We start from the raw sequence: 15,662 nt of genomic DNA on the forward strand, positions 1-15,662 counted from the left end.
AAAAAAATAGAGCCTGTGACAGGCCCTACTTTTATTTAATTGTCTTTATGCTCATCATCTGCAGGAGTATCTTGAGTTGAAGTTTCATTTTCTGATTGATCCTTTTCGGGATTCTCAGGATTATTTTCTTCAACTTCATGATTCTTTTCAGATGGAGTCTCCAAGGTATCTTTTTCTTGATCAGCTAATGCTTGATCTGAATCCTTTTTTTCTGCCTTTTCAACTTCGCGCTTCTCTGCAGCAGCCTTAGCTTCTTCATAAGTTGAAGCCTTTGATTCACTCGGATATTCATCTTCGTCTTTTTCAGGCATCTTACCAGTCTTATACAAGGCCATAATTTGCTTTTCATTCAAGGTTTCATACTTGAGCAAAGCTTCGGCAATGATTCTATGCTTTTCTTTGTTGTCCTTAACGATCTCAAGGGCCTTAGCATGAGCTTCATCCAAAATCTTCTTTACAGCTTCATCAATTTTAGCTGAAGTTGCTTCACTATATGGCTTAAAGCCGTAAGGATTGCTTTCGCCTTCCTTTTCAAGCTCAACCATACCTAAGGATTCGGTCATACCATAGTTAACTACCATGCTATGCGCAATTTGAGTAGCTTGTTCAAAGTCGTTAGAAGCACCAGTTGACTTATCACCAATGGTTGCTTCTTCACCTGCACGACCACCCATCAAACCAACAATTTGTTCAAATAATTGCTTTTTAGTCAAAATGAATTGATCATCTTTAGGCAACATGATGTTATAACCACCAGCACGGCCACGAGGTACGATAGTAACTTTACGTACAGTACGTGAGTCGCTTAAGACCAAACCACAGATTGAGTGACCAGCTTCGTGGAAAGCAACACGTCTTCTTTCTTTTTCAGAAATCAAACGATCCTTCTTAGCTGGACCGGCAATCACACGGTCTTCGGCTTCATCAATATCTGATGCAGTAATCTCAGTACCATTACGACGAGCAGCAACTAATGCGGCTTCATTCAAGACGTTAGCCAAATCTGCACCTACAAAGCCAGGAGTTTGACGGGCAACTTCCTTCAAATCAACATCAGGTGCAAGTGGCTTGTTCTTAGCGTGAACCTTTAAAATAGCTTCACGACCACGAACGTCAGGACGACCTACCAATACCTTACGGTCAAAACGACCAGGACGAAGCAAAGCTGGGTCTAAGACGTCTGAACGGTTAGTAGCAGCAATGACAATAACACCTTCATCGCCTTCAAAACCATCCATTTCAACCAATAATTGGTTCAAAGTCTGTTCACGTTCATCATTACCACCGCCGGTGCCATTGCCACGACGACGACCAATGGCATCAATTTCATCGATAAAGATAATACTTGGTGCATTTTTCTTGGCATTGTTAAACAGGTCACGTACACGACTAGCACCAACACCGACAAACATTTCAACGAAGTCTGAACCTGAGATTGAATAAAATGGCACGTTAGCTTCACCAGCTACAGCACGAGCAAGCAAAGTCTTACCAGTACCAGGAGGACCCTCAAGTAAAACACCAGATGGGATTCTTGCACCCAACTTAGTGTACTTAGATGGATCTTTCAAAAATTCAACTACTTCGACTAATTCTTGCTTTTCTTCTTCTTCACCGGCTACGTCAGAGAAACGAACCTTATTCTTAGAAGGATCTTCTGGCTTGACGTGTGAACGACCGAAATTCATTATTCCGCCGCCACCACCACGTCCAGCGCCACCTTGGTTCATCATCATCCAAAGCATGACGATAAACAAAACGGTTGGCACAAGCATGACAATGGTCGAAATCCAATTGCCAGATTGTGATTCTCCTTGAGTTGTCATCCGAGCATTACTTTTTTGTGCCAAGTTTTGCACGTTAGAAACGGTAGAATCATTCTGTAACATGGTAGTAGAGAAGCGCGAAACTTTTCTACTTGAATTATTACTAAAGAAATCAAAACTATTATTTGATTGATTCTTTGTTGTTTGTGCAGTCTTGTAACTACCTGAAACAGTGTAAACACCATTAGCAGGTTGAACACTAAAGTTTTTAACTTTGCCTTGACGCAAATCTTTAACAAATTGTGAGTAACTGATATTCTCTGAGCTACCACTATTGTTAGAGCCGCCGAGTGCCCAGTTGATTCCCCATAGGAGCAGAAGGAACACAACTATATAGAAAAGGCCGTTTGAAAGCAGCCGATTCCGGTTATTCTTCATAAAAAACCTCCGCAAAGTCTTTAAGTTATACGTTTAAAATTCTATCACAAATTAGCTTGCAACCACTAACATTTTCACCTATTTTGAAGACTTCTTAATAAATGTATAGGAAATAATGTTTACCATCTGTGATAAAGGCCTGTTTTTGATAACATTTTTCTACAAAAACAGGTTCATTTTCAGCATAAATTGTAATGCAGCAAGAGCGCAAGGCAAAGGGAATTGCCTTTTCTGCAAATTTCTTTTTCGCCTTAACTCGTTGACCATTTTTCAACAATAATTTGCTAGCAGGTACTAGACTTCCCGCAGTAAAATGTGCATCCCTTTCTAGCCAAAAGCTTCCTATTTCTTTCAAATCAGCTTGCATATCAGTAGTTAGTAAATAATAAGCTCCGTTGAATTCAAATTGCTGATTCAGTTCGATACTAAATGGCTGCACAATTTTCTGTGGCTTATTTTCAACTAAATAACTATAACCTTGATAATCAATCACCTCAAAATTGCCCAAATTTTCATTTACCCGGCGATGATATTTTTGCCAGATTATCTTTTGCCAAAAAATATTTTTTTCTTCTGTAGATAAATCATTTAAGTTGTCCGTTTTAATTCGCCAAGCACCCAAAAATGGCTCAACCGTTCTCATACTATTCAACTGCTCATCCGCCAAATCCGTCAATTGACTCATTTTTTCACTAAAACGCAGTGCATTACTAATTAAATTAGGATTCTCCTCTTTTAATAATGGCACCACATGATGACGCAGTCGATTTCGAACAGTCTCATCCTCCGTATTAGTTGAATCTATTACATAGTCAATTTCACGCTCTTGATCATATTCGAGTAATTCTTGCTTACTATAGGCTAATAGTGGTCTAAGCAAAACAACGCCATGCATAGAGCCGATATCTTGCAAACTATTCATCTCTTCAGGATTTCCCGAGCGAATAAATTTGAGCAAAATATTTTCTAACAAATCATCACCATGATGCGCAGTTAATAAATAGTTCATTCGCTCGCTATGAGCAACATTAGTCAAAAAATGATATCGTGCCTCTCGCGCCGCTGCCTCAATTCCCGTTTGGGGCTGATCATGTTTATCCCACTTGCCATTAAACAGGCAAATCTTCTTTTGAGCACAATAATTTTGCAAAACTTCTACTTCATATGAGCTATCCGCACGCAATTGATGATCAAAATGTGCCGCAAAAACAGTAAAACTTAGTTGTTTTTGCAAATTAACTAGCATATCTAGTAAAGCCATGGAATCCGGTCCCGCACTTGCGGCTACTAATAGTCTTTTATCCTTTAAGTCAATCTGATGTTGTTCAAAAAAATCATTAATTTTCATTATTTTTCTAACAAAAAATGGCCCTTTCGGACCATCCCTTAATTCTCAGTTAATACTTGCTTTAGCTTTTCAATTTCTTCTTTAGCATCCCGCGTTGTTTGATTCAGGACTTGATCAAAATCAGCTGGCTTTGTCTTAGAAAATTGATTATCATGGTCAACTAATTCCGGATCATTCACTCGAGTGATCGATAAATTAAATCTCCCTTTATGGATGTGCACCACAACCACGCGCACTTCATCGCCAACATGATAACGACGACGTTCGCGTAGCCAATTATTGCCAAAGTCACTATGATGAACCAAACCAGAATGCCGATTAGGTAAAGTAACAAAGATGCCCAAGTCAGTAATGTTATTAATTACACCAGTCACCCGATTACCAGCTTGATACTTTTCCATTAGTTATCATCATTTCTTTCATGCACGTTATAAATCTTCTCATTTGATTTAGAATAATAGAATTTATAACGAATCAGCTTAGCAACATAATTTGGATCCTTCAAATCCTGCTTTTCAGTTTCTAAGTCATTTCTCTTATTTTTTACTTTAGTTAAAGTCTGTTTTTCAGCTTGTACTTGATTATTCAGTCGTCCAGTTTGAGAAATCTTGATTGCAATCTGTACACCTAAAGCAACGAAAATGATAGCAAAAACTGCCATAATTACGTTCAACCGCTTGCGGTGTGTTTCTTTCTCTAGTTTAGCCTGTTTACGTCTAAGACGCGCCCTCTGCTCTTCTGGACTCAACGAATTATATATACGTGGACCATGATTCATTGTTTAATCCCCTAATTACTAAATAACTATACTAAGTCAAGTATAACAACGATTTAATCAAAAGTCATTAATCAACTAGCTCGTACAGTTCACTTGCTTCTGCTTTTTTCGTGGTCTCGCGAATATTTAACACCTTAGCCTTGATGGTTTTGGCGCCGTAACCTACTTCAATAATATCATCAATTTTTACATCGTAGCTTGATTTTACAACTCGACCATTGACTTTGATTCTACCTTGATCAGCCATTTCTTTAGCTACGGTTCTTCTCTTAACTAATCGTGAAACTTTTAAAAATTTATCAATCCTCATATTTTTCTCCTACAGTTACCTTTGTACAATGTCGCTTGCTGCCTGTAAAAAGGTTGCCAGTTCATTGAATAAAACACGATTCTTCATTTTATCCGGCAACAATAGTAAGACAACCATTCTTTTTTCTTGATTCATACTAATGCGAGCCTTTAAGCTTACATGCTCCAATGCCTTAAAAATATTAGGTCCCTCAAGTTCGCGTGAAGCTGCGTTCGTAAATTCCACTTTAATCTTATCGTCAGTTTTAACCACATTGAGCACTTGAGCCATGTCAGCATCAACCTTTAGACCGGCAACAGCTAATAAATTCTCGACGGCCGTTGGATAGTCACCAAAACGATCGATTAATTCATCTTCAATTTTACCTAATTCTTCCTGACTTGAGACGGCTTTAATCTTTTTGTAAAATTCAATTTTTTCTTCTTGATCACCGATATACGAATCTGGAATATAAGCCTCAAGTCCAAGGTCGATTTCTGCGTTTGACTTTTTGACTGTTGTCTTCCCCTTACGGTCTTGAATTGCATCAGCCAGCATTTGTGAGTACAAATCATAACCAACGCTATCAATAAAGCCATGCTGTTGTGCACCCAGCATATTTCCAGCACCACGAATTGATAAGTCACGCATTGCTATTTTGAAACCAGAACCCAGTTCAGTGAAGTCACGGATCGCATCAAGCCGTTTTTCACCAACCTCAGTTAAAACTTTATTTGGCTTATACAAGAAGTAAGCATAAGCCAAACGAGCACTACGGCCAATTCTACCCCGCAATTGATACAACTGACTTAGACCATAGTGGTCAGCATTTTCAATGATCATTGTATTGACATTGGGCATATCAATTCCTGTTTCAATAATCGTAGTCGTAACCAAGATATCAAACTCGCGATTCAGGAAGCGATAAAGAATATCTTCCAACTGATTCTGACTCATTCGACCATGGGCAGCTGCAATTCGCGCCTGTGGCATCAATTCCTGCAGTTTTTCGACAGTTTCATCGATATCACTAATCCGATTATGTAAATAAAAGACCTGTCCATCACGTTGCATTTCACGCAAGCATGCATCCCTTACTACACTAGGAATTTGTTCCATCACATAAGTTTGAATAGGGTATCTGTTTTGAGGTGGCGTTTCCATTACTGAGAGATCACGCACACCTACCATTGACATATGAAGCGTTCGCGGTATTGGCGTAGCTGTTAATGTCAAAACATCAATATTTGCCTTCAACTGCTTTAACTTTTCCTTGTGCTTAACGCCAAACCGCTGCTCCTCGTCAACAATTAACAATCCTAGATTCTTGAATTTTACATCTTGAGACAAAATACGGTGAGTCCCAACAACCAAATCTATCTTGCCATTTTTTAGCCCTTCAATAATTTCCTTTGATTCAACTGGCGTTTGAAAACGAGATAGCATAGCAGTATTGACTGGGAAATCTTTGAAGCGATCTTGAATCGTCTCATAGTGTTGTTGCGCCAAAATAGTGGTGGGTACTAAAAAGGCTACTTGTTTATTATCCTGAATTGCCTTAAAAGCTGCTCGTAAGGCTACCTCAGTTTTTCCAAAACCAACATCCCCTACTAAAAGACGGTCCATTGGCTTCGAGCTTTCCATATCTTGCTTAATTTCTTTAACCGATCGCAATTGATCAGGTGTTTCTGGATAAGGAAAGGCATCTTCAAATTGTTTTTGTAGATCATCATCAGGTGAAAAAGCAAAGCCTTTTTCTGATTCACGTTTGGCATAAAGTTCAATCAAATCATCCGCAATATCTTCAACTTTAGATTGAACCTTACGCTTGGTTTTAGCCCACTCACTACCACCTAGCTTATTAATATGTGGTGTCTTACCTTCTGAACCAACGTATTTTTGTACTAAGCTTAATTGATCTGCTGGTACAAAAAGCTGATCACCATGCTGGTAGGTAATCGTAATATAGTCACGCTTGGTACCATTATTTTCTAAAGTCTTGATTCCTTCAAACCGACCAATCCCGTGGTTAACATGAACAACATAATCCCCTGGCTTCAGTTCAGTATAATTGCGCAAACGCTGGGCATTCTCCAGTGTCTTAATTCTTTTTTTACGTTGTGGGCGTTTATTAAATAGTTCACGCTCCGTTAGATATACCAATTTAACTGTTGGTAAACTAAAGCCACTAACAAAGCCATCAACTACAATTTGTGTCCGTTGTTCAACAATTTCGTCTGCACCAACAATTGGTAAATTTAAGCCAAAATCAACCATTGTTTGATCAATTTGCTGTGCTCTTTTTTCATTATCAGCCTGTAAAATGACGGTTTGCCCCGCCTTTTGATAAGATTCTAATTCTGACTTAATCAGCGGCATTTGACTAAAGAATTGTTCTGGCTCACGTGTTGACCAATTGAGCATCTGGCCTAAGCGCAGTCGTCCCATGCTTCGTTGAAACAATGAGAAATAAATACGATGGTGCTTATCTTTGCTCAGAATCTTTGTATAATCTGACCGCAAGCTTTGCCCTGGCAACATTGCACCAGTTTTTAGTTCATCATTAATAAAAGCAGCGTTTTGCTTATCAACTGTTTCAACCGCTTGATTAATTAAAGGCAAATCGTCAAATAAAATCTGCCCATTTTTAGGCAAATATTCGAGTAAACTACTAGAAATTTCAAGCAAATAGTCAATTAAGAAAGCATAGTTTTTAGGTAAACCGCCATCGTTTAATTCATCAAGAACTGCCGCAAAGTGGTCCTTGACAGCTTTAGCAGGAGCTGGTGCATTGGCCATATCTTGTTCAATTTTCTTAGCCGCTGCCGCAATTGCATCCTTAGTAAAAACTCGATCTTGAGCTGCTGCAACTTCTACTTTGTCTAACTCTTTTTGACTCCGTTGACTAGCTAAATCGAATTCCTTAATTGTATCTATTTCGTCACCAAAGAATTCGATTCGCACGGGATTTTCTCGATCTAGTGGATAAACATCTAAAATATCACCACGGATGGCGAATTCGCCTGGCCGTGCTACCAAAGAATCACGCTGATACCCTGAAGCAAGCAACCATTCATTGAGTTCTTTTAGTTCATATTCTTGACCTGGCTCAAAACTCCGCTTTGCCTGCGCAAAATCAGTTGGATTGGTCAGTTTGTATTGCAGCCCCTGCGGCGTTGTTACCACTATTCCTGCCTTACCACTTAACAAAAAATTAAGTGCCTGAATTCGGCTGCTCAGTTCATCAGGCGAACTAACTGCCGTTTGCGTTGCAATTGTAGCATCTACTGGAAAAATTTGCACAGTTTCATCTGCCATAATGGCACTGAGTTCACCATATAAGTTTTGTGCTTTACTTTCGTTTTCTTCAATTAAAATAAGTGGAGCTGCTAATTTAGTCGTTATCTGTTTTAGCAATAGACTAAAAGCACCGGCATTAGCGCCAGTGATTAGTGAATTTTTTACTTGTTTTGTTTTTGAAATAAAATTATTTAAATCTTGATCTTTATCTAAAATCTCTGTTAAACGCATTTTAATTATATTTATTCATTAAATATTGACTACCATGTCCGCTGATAAAGTCGTCAATAATATCTACACTTGTCGCAAATGCATCATCCATCAATTTTTGTTGTTCATCATTAAATGGTGTCAAAACCCATGAAACAACCGTTGTATTTTTCGGATGACGAATACCAATCTTCAAACGATTAAACTTTTCCGTCCCTAAATCTCGAATGATGCTTTTAATTCCATTATGTCCACCAGATTTGCCATTAGCTCTAATTCTAATTTTACCAATTGGCATATCCATATCATCTTGAATAATTAGCACATCTGCTGGATCAACCTTAAAGAAGTTAGCTACTTGACTAACTGAACGACCTGATTCATTCATAAAGGTTTGCGGCTCAAGCAAAATTACATCTTCACCATTTATTTTTTGCTTAGTCCAATGACCTTCAAATTTATCTTTATCCAGTGACAAACCCTTTTCATTCAAATAATGATCCATTGTCATGAAACCAGTATTATGCTTTGTTTTATCATATTTTTGTCCTGGATTACCTAACCCTGCAATTATCTTCATTATTTTTACTCCTCACTATGCACACAATCTTACATATAATAGCACAATTAGGAAATAATAATTTTATTAATGCTTGCTATCATGGTATAATTCATTTTGTTAAAAATATCACTAATAAAAAAGGAGATTTTTATTTATGCCAAGAGATGAAAGACCTCGTAAAGTTATTCTTGTTGGTGATGGTGCTGTAGGTTCAACCTTCGCATTCTCAATGGTACAACAAGGTATCGCCGAAGAATTGGGTATTATTGATATCGCTAAGGAACACGTTGAAGGTGACGCAATTGACTTAGCTGATGCTACCCCTTGGACTTCACCAAAGAATATCTATGCAGCTGACTACCCTGACTGTAAGGATGCAGACTTAGTAGTTATCACTGCTGGTGCTCCACAAAAGCCAGGCGAAACTCGTCTTGACCTTGTTAACAAGAACTTGAAGATTTTATCATCAATCGTTGAACCAGTTGTTGAATCAGGCTTTGAAGGTATCTTCTTAGTTGTTGCTAACCCAGTTGACATTTTAACTCACGCAACTTGGAAGATGTCAGGTTTCCCTAAGGATCGTGTTATCGGTTCAGGTACTTCACTTGATACTGGTCGTCTTCAAAAGGTTATCGGTGAAATGGAACATGTTGACCCACGTTCAGTTAATGCTTACATGCTTGGTGAACACGGTGATACTGAATTCCCAGCATGGAGCTACAACAATGTTGGTGGCGTAAAGGTTAGTGACTGGGTTAAGGCTCACGGTATGGATGAATCTAAGCTTGAAGACATCCACAAGGAAGTTGCTGACATGGCTTACGACATCATTAACAAGAAGGGTGCTACTTTCTACGGAATCGGTACTGCTTCAGCAATGATCGCTAAGGCTATCTTGAACGATGAACACCGTGTACTTCCACTTTCAGTTCCTATGGACGGTCAATATGGCTTACATGACATTCACATTGGTACTCCTGCAGTTGTTGGCCGTAAGGGTCTTGAACAAATCATTGAAATGCCATTAAGTGACAAGGAACAAGAATTGATGACTGCTTCTGCAGATCAATTGAAGAAGGTTATGGACAAGGCATTTAAGGAAACTGGCGTTAAGGTTCGTCAATAATCTAAAACTTGTTTCATCTAAAGGCATCTCTTTTTTTAGAGATGCTTTTTTATTTGTCTAACTATTGTTAAAATATAGTTGTTACTTCAGATGAACTTTAATTAATATTTAATTAACTCATCAACTATGCTATAATTACTTGAAACATTTCTCACTTTCGGAGGCGAACTCATGCTTATTAAATCTTTAGTTATTAAAAAAGATTATTTAACAACAGTTAATGAAAAAGCCACATTAGCAGAAGCTTTAAAAGTTTTAGAAGATTCAGGCTACAGATGTGTGCCAATCGTTGACGATACTGGTACTATTTTCCGTGGTAACATTTATAAGATGCATATCTACCGTCATAAGTCACAAGGTGGCGATATGAATCTACCAGTAACTTACTTACTTAAGAATGCCACTAAGACAATTAAGGTCAATTCACCATTCTTCAAGGTATTTTTCAACATTAAGGACTTGCCTTATATTGCTGTCCTTGATGAAGATAATCATTTTTATGGTATTCTTACTCACTCAAGAATGCTTGATATGTTGTCAGATGCGTGGGATGTTAAAAATGGTTCATACGTTTTGACCGTTTTATCTGACAATACACGTGGTAACTTGATCAAGATGTCCAAGATTGTGTCTAAGCACACTAATATGTCTAGTGTAATGACACTTGATGCAGCTGCTGGCGAACTCGAAGGTAATTTTGTTAGAAGAACACTCTTTACTCTCCCCGCTGGTGTCTCAGATATTACCATGAGAACGATTGTTGATAAGTTACAAAGAAAAGGTTTCGTAGTTTCTGAAATCGAAGATTTGCAAGCCGGCATGACTATTATGAGTGATGAAAATCCAGGTGTCTTTATTGAACACCCTGTTAAGGATTAAAAAATTGATCTACCAAAAAATGCTTCTAGATTTTTGTTCTAGAAGCATTTTTTTATTGTCTAACTTATTTTTCATAGTAAACACGAGGTAAACGATCGTTTAACAAACATGCTACTTCATAGTGAATAGTATCAACATAATCTGCGGCGGCCTTAATATTATTTGGCGCTGTTGGATCATTGGAAATGATGACTACCTTAGTTCCTAACGGCATTTTCTTTGGCATTTTGACCATAAATTGATCCATACAAATTCGGCCGACAATTGGACAGTATTCGTCTCCAACTTTAACTTTAAAGCCTTGAAACTTTCTAATAAAGCCATCAGCATAGCCAACAGGCACAGTTCCAATAATTGTATCTTGATCAGCTACAAAGGTAGAACCATATCCTACTCCGTCACCTTCATGAATAGTTTTTACATGAGTTAGTTCACTCTCAAATGATAATGCTGGTTCAAGCGAAATTGATGACTTCAAGTCAGGACTATCAGGATTAGAGGATGGGTTCAAACCATAAATGCCAATTCCAAAACGAACACAATCACTAGGCACATCCTTGTTAAAGATGCTGGCAGCGGTATTGTCTACGTGAATCCACTTAGGCTTAACTGTCAACAAACTTCTCATATGAGCAAATTTTTCTACCTGATGCTTAAAGTAAGTATCATCGGCACTGTCTGCGGAAGCAAAGTGTGCGAACATACCCTCTACGTAGAAATTATCGTTATTTTGTAAGAATTTATTAGCAGCAATAAAATCCTCATCTTCGTTAAAGCCGATCCGACCCATGCCTGAATCTACTCCAATATGAACTTTCAACTGTAACTGCTCTTTTTCAAGGTACTTTTCTGCTTCCTTTAGCCATTCAAGGTTAGGAATCGTTAATGAAACATTGTTTGCGGCCGCAATTGGAGCGTATTCTGGAGAAACTACTCCCAAAACTAAAATTGGCTTAACAATGTCAGCATGACGCAATTGCAAGGCCTCATCTAAAATAGCTACACAAAGGCCTGCTGCACCTTCCTCAATCGCAATTTTAGCCACCTCAACTGCACCATGACCATAAGCATTGGCCTTAACTACAGCTAACATCTTTTGCCCTGTTGCAAGATGTTTCATTTCGTTTTTTATATTTCTTCTAATTGCGCCCAAATTTACTTTTACAACGGCTGGACGGTGATAGCCTGGAACCATATTTTTATTTTTCCTCCAAAACTACAAATGTAATAATTTCATGATTATCATGTGTGATACTTGGGAAAATATTTCCATCAAACTTAGTTGAAGTCATAACGGGATGACCTAAATCATCCCATAAAGTTTCGACATCTTGAAAACCAATATACTTTCCCAGACCCGTTCTCATTGCTTTAGAAAAAGATTCCTTTAATGAAAAGCGTCCGCCTAGGTATTCAACTTTACGTTTGCCTGCCATTTTTTGATATTGATTAAATTCTTTGGGAGTTAATACTTTTTTGGCAAAAGCATCCCCCTTGTCCACGATCTTCTTAACTCGTTCAACTTCAATCGAGTCAATTCCTACTCCTTTAATCATTATTTTCACCTCACACAATGACATCATTATAATACAAAAAAGAAGCTGTAAAAATTACAACTTCCCTTTTTAAGATAAAATCTTAATCTTTCTTATTCTTGATTACAAATTCATGTCCGTTGCCACGACCACGCTTACCGCGGGTTTCATTTTGGCGGTATGAATTATTGTTACGACGACGGCGGTGGTTATCGCGTCCATGATTATTATTGCTACGGCCATGACCTTTACCACGACGGCGGCGACCATCACCCTTGTATGGTAACGGCTTTTCTGGGGTAATCTTGACTTTAACCTCATCTTTAGCCAAGTTCTTTAAAAAGGCTGCAACTAAGTCGAGAGCTGAATAGTTATCTAGCAGCTCACTTGCCCCTTGGGTATATTTACCCAAATCACCGTTCATCAAATCTTCAATTTCAATTTTTGCTTGCTTTAATTGACCATGTAATGCCTGATCATCTGTTGGCGGACGAAGCGGCGACATCTTCTTTTTAGTCAATTGCTCAATGGTTCTCATATAGCCAATCTCGTTTGGCGTAACAAAAGTAACAGAGATTCCATTTTGCCCCGCACGACCAGTTCTACCAATACGGTGAACATATGAATCCGGATCTTGGGGAATATCATAATTATAAACGTGGGTTACACCTGAAATATCAAGTCCGCGGGCAGCTACATCAGTAGCAACCAGAATATCTAGCTTACCTTCACGAAATCTTTTCAAAACTGACATTCTACGCGCTTGCGATAGATCACCGTGAATTCCCGCCGCATTGTAGCCACGCGCTTGCAAACCGCGCGTAAGTTCATCTACGCGACGTTTGGTGCGACCAAAGACTAAAGCCAAATCTGGACCCTGCACGTCAATTAGTCGACACATAATATCAAATTTTTCAGACTCTTTAGCACGAACAAAATATTGTTCAATCAAATCAGCAGTTAATTCCTTAGCTTTAATGCGGACAATTTCTGGGTGATCCATAAATTTTTCGCCTATCCGCAAAATTGGCTTAGGCATTGTAGCACTAAAGAGTAAAGTCTGTTGTCGGTTCTTAGCATATTTCAAAATACTTTCGATATCTTGAATAAAACCCATATCGAGCATTTCATCTGCTTCATCTAGAACGACAGCCTTAACTTGATCTAAATTAATAGTTTTGCGTTTCAAGTGGTCAAGCAAACGCCCTGGCGTACCAACTAAAATTGATGGTACATGGTGTTTCAATGAGCGAATTTGACGACCGATATCAGCTCCACCATAGACCACTTGAACATGAGCATGTTCGTCACGACCTAAACGGAATAATTCTTCTTGCGTCTGAATAGCAAGTTCACGCGTTGGTTCAATAATAACCGCTTGAATTGCTTTTTCTTTTTTGTCGATCATCTGTAAAATTGGCAAGCCAAACGCAGCTGTCTTACCGGTACCAGTCTGGGCTTGACCAATTACATCTTTGCCTTGCAAAGCAAGGGGAATAGTCTGTTCCTGGATTGGCGTTGCTTCTTCAAAGCCTGAACGTTTAATTGCCTTAAGAAGCGCGTCATTTAATCCTAATTCTGAAAACTTCAAAAAAATTGTTCTCCTATCTTAGTCGGGCCAAGACATTTTCCAGGTGCATTCCATGTGAACCCTTCAATACAACAATGTCATCCGACTTAATATCATTCTTCAGATCGTCAATCATTCGATCTGTCTGTTCTTGTGTATAATAATGCAAATGCTCTGGCTCATACTTATCTTGTAAAGCATCATACAAATTCTTCATTTCAGAGCCATATAAGTAAACTTCGTTAATAATTTGTGGATCTAACGTATCCTCAAGGCCAGCATGCAATTCCGGGGAGTTTTTACCTAATTCCAACATATCACCTAAAACAGCAATTCTGCGCCCATTATCTTTTACTTCAACTTGGCCAAAACTAGTCAATACAGCTCTAACAGCAGTTGGATTTGAGTTATAGATATCACTCATAATGCTTTCTCCAGCATCGCCTTTTTCCCACTCCATCCGATTAGCCGTTGGGGTAAAGTTAGATAATGATGAGGCAATTTCCTCATCACTTTCACCAAAATGACGACCAACACTAATTGCGGCCATTGCGTTAGAAACATTGTGTTTACCAATCATTGGGATTGAGAATTTTTGCTCTGAATCATTAACTGTAAAGGTAGCATGATGCATATAACTCTTAAAGCCAGTTGCATGAACTGTATCTTCATCTCTAAAACCAAAAGTTGCTTTAGCTTGATCCAATTTCTCAGCACGTTCTTGCAATAATGGTTCATCCCCATTGAAGATAAATTCGCCATCTTCACGCAAAAAGTCAGTAATTTCCATCTTAGCATCTGCAATCTTGTCGCGGCTGCCAAAGAATTCAATATGAGCTTCACCAATCATTGTAATTACGGCCACATCTGGATGGGTTAATTCACTTAAATGATGCAATTGACCTGGTCTGTCCATTCCCATTTCAAGCACCAAAATTTCAGTATTTGGCTTCATCTCAAGGATGGTCATTGGCACACCAATCTCATTGTTAAAGTTGGCCTGAGTTTTATGTACATTAAAGCGTTTAGACAAAACAGCAGCAATCATATCCTTGGTAGTAGTCTTACCATTTGAACCAGTAATTCCCACTACGGTTGGATTAACCTTACGCAAATAATAGCGAGCAAGCTCTTGCATAGCAGCAAGTGGATCATCAACTTCAATAACCGCAATATCTTCTGGCTTGTTCGGATGCCCCTTTTTCCATAAAGTAGCAGAAGCACCATTATTAATAGCACTAGCTATGAATTCGTGCCCATCACGTTCACCTTCAAGTGGTACAAATAATCCACCATCTGTGATCTTTCTGGAGTCAAAGGCAACAGAAGTAATAACAGTTTGATTGTCACCTTCACAAGTAGTATTTAAAGCCTTGGCAATTTCCGCCATTTGCATTTTCATTGAATATTTACTCCCATAAAAACATTTTTATACAGAAAACATTATACTGTCTTTCATGCATTCTGCCAAATAATCTCTAACGAAAAAAGCAGCCCCAATGGGACTGCTTCCACCAGATAAAAGGTTTACTTCTTCAAACCGTACTTCTTGTTGAACTTTTCGATTCGACCATCTGCTTGAGCAAACTTTTGCTTGCCAGTGTAGAATGGGTGTGAATCTGATGAAACTTCAACACGTACTAATGGGTAAGTTTCGCCTTCGTAGTCAATAGTTTCTGATGGCTTCAAAGTTGAGCCAGCTAAGAACTTAGCACCAGTTGCTGAGTCCATGAAAACTACTTCTTGAAATTCTGGATGAATACCTTGTTTCATAATTTATTACTCCTTTGCCATGATCATATCACAGATCATAGATTAATCGATTAACGATAACTAGAATAACATCTTCAAGCTAGTAATT

The 15,662-nt window shown here is 38.4% G+C and carries 14 protein-coding genes; 2 read left to right on the plus strand and 12 right to left on the minus strand.

The window, feature by feature from the left end; translation table 11 throughout:
- Positions 1-35: 35 nt before the first annotated feature.
- From ftsH to pth, 7 genes are all read right to left on the minus strand, one after another.
- Positions 36-2,204 (minus strand): ATP-dependent zinc metalloprotease FtsH, encoded by a 2,169-nt coding sequence (gene ftsH / locus CP367_RS07330; RefSeq protein WP_005721112.1) that lies wholly within the window; start codon positions 2,202-2,204, stop codon positions 36-38.
- Between the two features lie 94 nt (positions 2,205-2,298).
- Positions 2,299-3,552, minus strand: a complete 1,254-nt coding sequence (gene tilS, locus CP367_RS07335; RefSeq protein ID WP_098043537.1) for a tRNA lysidine(34) synthetase TilS — start codon at positions 3,550-3,552, stop codon at positions 2,299-2,301.
- A 38-nt stretch (positions 3,553-3,590) separates the two neighbouring features.
- Positions 3,591-3,953: a S1 RNA-binding domain-containing protein gene (locus tag CP367_RS07340; protein WP_005724146.1), complete on the minus strand. Its 363-nt coding sequence runs from the start codon at positions 3,951-3,953 to the stop codon at positions 3,591-3,593.
- The gene (locus tag CP367_RS07345) at positions 3,953-4,330 is read right to left on the minus strand and encodes a septum formation initiator family protein (RefSeq protein WP_005721106.1); all 378 of its coding nucleotides are present in this window, start codon (positions 4,328-4,330) and stop codon (positions 3,953-3,955) included. Before CP367_RS07345 ends, CP367_RS07340 begins: the two co-directional genes overlap by 1 nt.
- 67 nt (positions 4,331-4,397) lie before the next feature.
- Positions 4,398-4,640, minus strand: a complete 243-nt coding sequence (locus CP367_RS07350) for an RNA-binding S4 domain-containing protein (RefSeq protein ID WP_005721105.1) — start codon at positions 4,638-4,640, stop codon at positions 4,398-4,400.
- Between the two features lie 15 nt (positions 4,641-4,655).
- Positions 4,656-8,150, minus strand: a complete 3,495-nt coding sequence (gene mfd, locus CP367_RS07355; RefSeq protein WP_098043538.1) for a transcription-repair coupling factor — start codon at positions 8,148-8,150, stop codon at positions 4,656-4,658.
- Position 8,151: 1 nt separating this feature from the next.
- The gene (gene pth / locus CP367_RS07360) at positions 8,152-8,709 is read right to left on the minus strand and encodes an aminoacyl-tRNA hydrolase (RefSeq protein WP_023488504.1); all 558 of its coding nucleotides are present in this window, start codon (positions 8,707-8,709) and stop codon (positions 8,152-8,154) included.
- Positions 8,710-8,845: 136 nt separating this feature from the next.
- Here pth and CP367_RS07365 point away from each other — a divergent pair, with 136 nt between their 5' ends.
- Both CP367_RS07365 and cbpA read left to right on the plus strand, forming a co-directional pair.
- The gene (locus tag CP367_RS07365) at positions 8,846-9,817 is read left to right on the plus strand and encodes an L-lactate dehydrogenase (protein WP_089146127.1); all 972 of its coding nucleotides are present in this window, start codon (positions 8,846-8,848) and stop codon (positions 9,815-9,817) included.
- A gap of 171 nt (positions 9,818-9,988) precedes the next feature.
- A complete protein-coding gene (gene cbpA, locus CP367_RS07370; RefSeq protein WP_005721098.1) occupies positions 9,989-10,696 on the plus strand; it encodes a cyclic di-AMP binding protein CbpA in 708 nt (235 codons plus the stop codon).
- 64 nt (positions 10,697-10,760) lie between these two features.
- Here cbpA and alr read toward each other — a convergent pair whose 3' ends face one another.
- From alr to CP367_RS07395, 5 genes are all read right to left on the minus strand, one after another.
- Positions 10,761-11,891 (minus strand): alanine racemase, encoded by a 1,131-nt coding sequence (alr, locus tag CP367_RS07375; protein ID WP_005721640.1) that lies wholly within the window; start codon positions 11,889-11,891, stop codon positions 10,761-10,763.
- A gap of 4 nt (positions 11,892-11,895) precedes the next feature.
- Positions 11,896-12,252, minus strand: a complete 357-nt coding sequence (acpS, locus tag CP367_RS07380) for a holo-ACP synthase (protein ID WP_098043539.1) — start codon at positions 12,250-12,252, stop codon at positions 11,896-11,898.
- An 82-nt stretch (positions 12,253-12,334) separates the two neighbouring features.
- Positions 12,335-13,822: a DEAD/DEAH box helicase gene (locus tag CP367_RS07385; protein WP_061204419.1), complete on the minus strand. Its 1,488-nt coding sequence runs from the start codon at positions 13,820-13,822 to the stop codon at positions 12,335-12,337.
- Between the two features lie 13 nt (positions 13,823-13,835).
- Positions 13,836-15,203 carry a UDP-N-acetylmuramoyl-tripeptide--D-alanyl-D-alanine ligase gene (gene murF, locus CP367_RS07390; RefSeq protein ID WP_005721091.1) on the minus strand — a complete coding sequence of 456 codons (1,368 nt, stop codon included), beginning with the start codon at positions 15,201-15,203 and terminating at the stop codon, positions 13,836-13,838.
- 125 nt (positions 15,204-15,328) lie between these two features.
- Positions 15,329-15,574, minus strand: coding sequence for a type B 50S ribosomal protein L31 (locus CP367_RS07395; RefSeq protein WP_005721090.1), 246 nt, complete (start codon positions 15,572-15,574; stop codon positions 15,329-15,331).
- Positions 15,575-15,662: the final 88 nt, after the last annotated feature.

Origin of the sequence: Lactobacillus sp. UMNPBX16 (assembly GCF_002553775.1) — a bacterium.
GTDB lineage: Bacteria > Bacillota > Bacilli > Lactobacillales > Lactobacillaceae > Lactobacillus > Lactobacillus crispatus.

Coding starts and splice junctions, on each gene's coding strand:
- ftsH (WP_005721112.1), bottom strand. CDS start 2,204: ATGAAGAATAACCGGAATCGGCTGCTTTCAAACGGCCTTTTCTATATA.
- tilS (WP_098043537.1), bottom strand. CDS start 3,552: ATGAAAATTAATGATTTTTTTGAACAACATCAGATTGACTTAAAGGAT.
- CP367_RS07340 (WP_005724146.1), bottom strand. CDS start 3,953: ATGGAAAAGTATCAAGCTGGTAATCGGGTGACTGGTGTAATTAATAAC.
- CP367_RS07345 (WP_005721106.1), bottom strand. CDS start 4,330: ATGAATCATGGTCCACGTATATATAATTCGTTGAGTCCAGAAGAGCAG.
- CP367_RS07350 (WP_005721105.1), bottom strand. CDS start 4,640: ATGAGGATTGATAAATTTTTAAAAGTTTCACGATTAGTTAAGAGAAGA.
- mfd (WP_098043538.1), bottom strand. CDS start 8,150: ATGCGTTTAACAGAGATTTTAGATAAAGATCAAGATTTAAATAATTTT.
- pth (WP_023488504.1), bottom strand. CDS start 8,709: ATGAAGATAATTGCAGGGTTAGGTAATCCAGGACAAAAATATGATAAA.
- CP367_RS07365 (WP_089146127.1), top strand. CDS start 8,846: ATGCCAAGAGATGAAAGACCTCGTAAAGTTATTCTTGTTGGTGATGGT.
- cbpA (WP_005721098.1), top strand. CDS start 9,989: ATGCTTATTAAATCTTTAGTTATTAAAAAAGATTATTTAACAACAGTT.
- alr (WP_005721640.1), bottom strand. CDS start 11,891: ATGGTTCCAGGCTATCACCGTCCAGCCGTTGTAAAAGTAAATTTGGGC.
- acpS (WP_098043539.1), bottom strand. CDS start 12,252: ATGATTAAAGGAGTAGGAATTGACTCGATTGAAGTTGAACGAGTTAAG.
- murF (WP_005721091.1), bottom strand. CDS start 15,203: ATGAAAATGCAAATGGCGGAAATTGCCAAGGCTTTAAATACTACTTGT.
- CP367_RS07395 (WP_005721090.1), bottom strand. CDS start 15,574: ATGAAACAAGGTATTCATCCAGAATTTCAAGAAGTAGTTTTCATGGAC.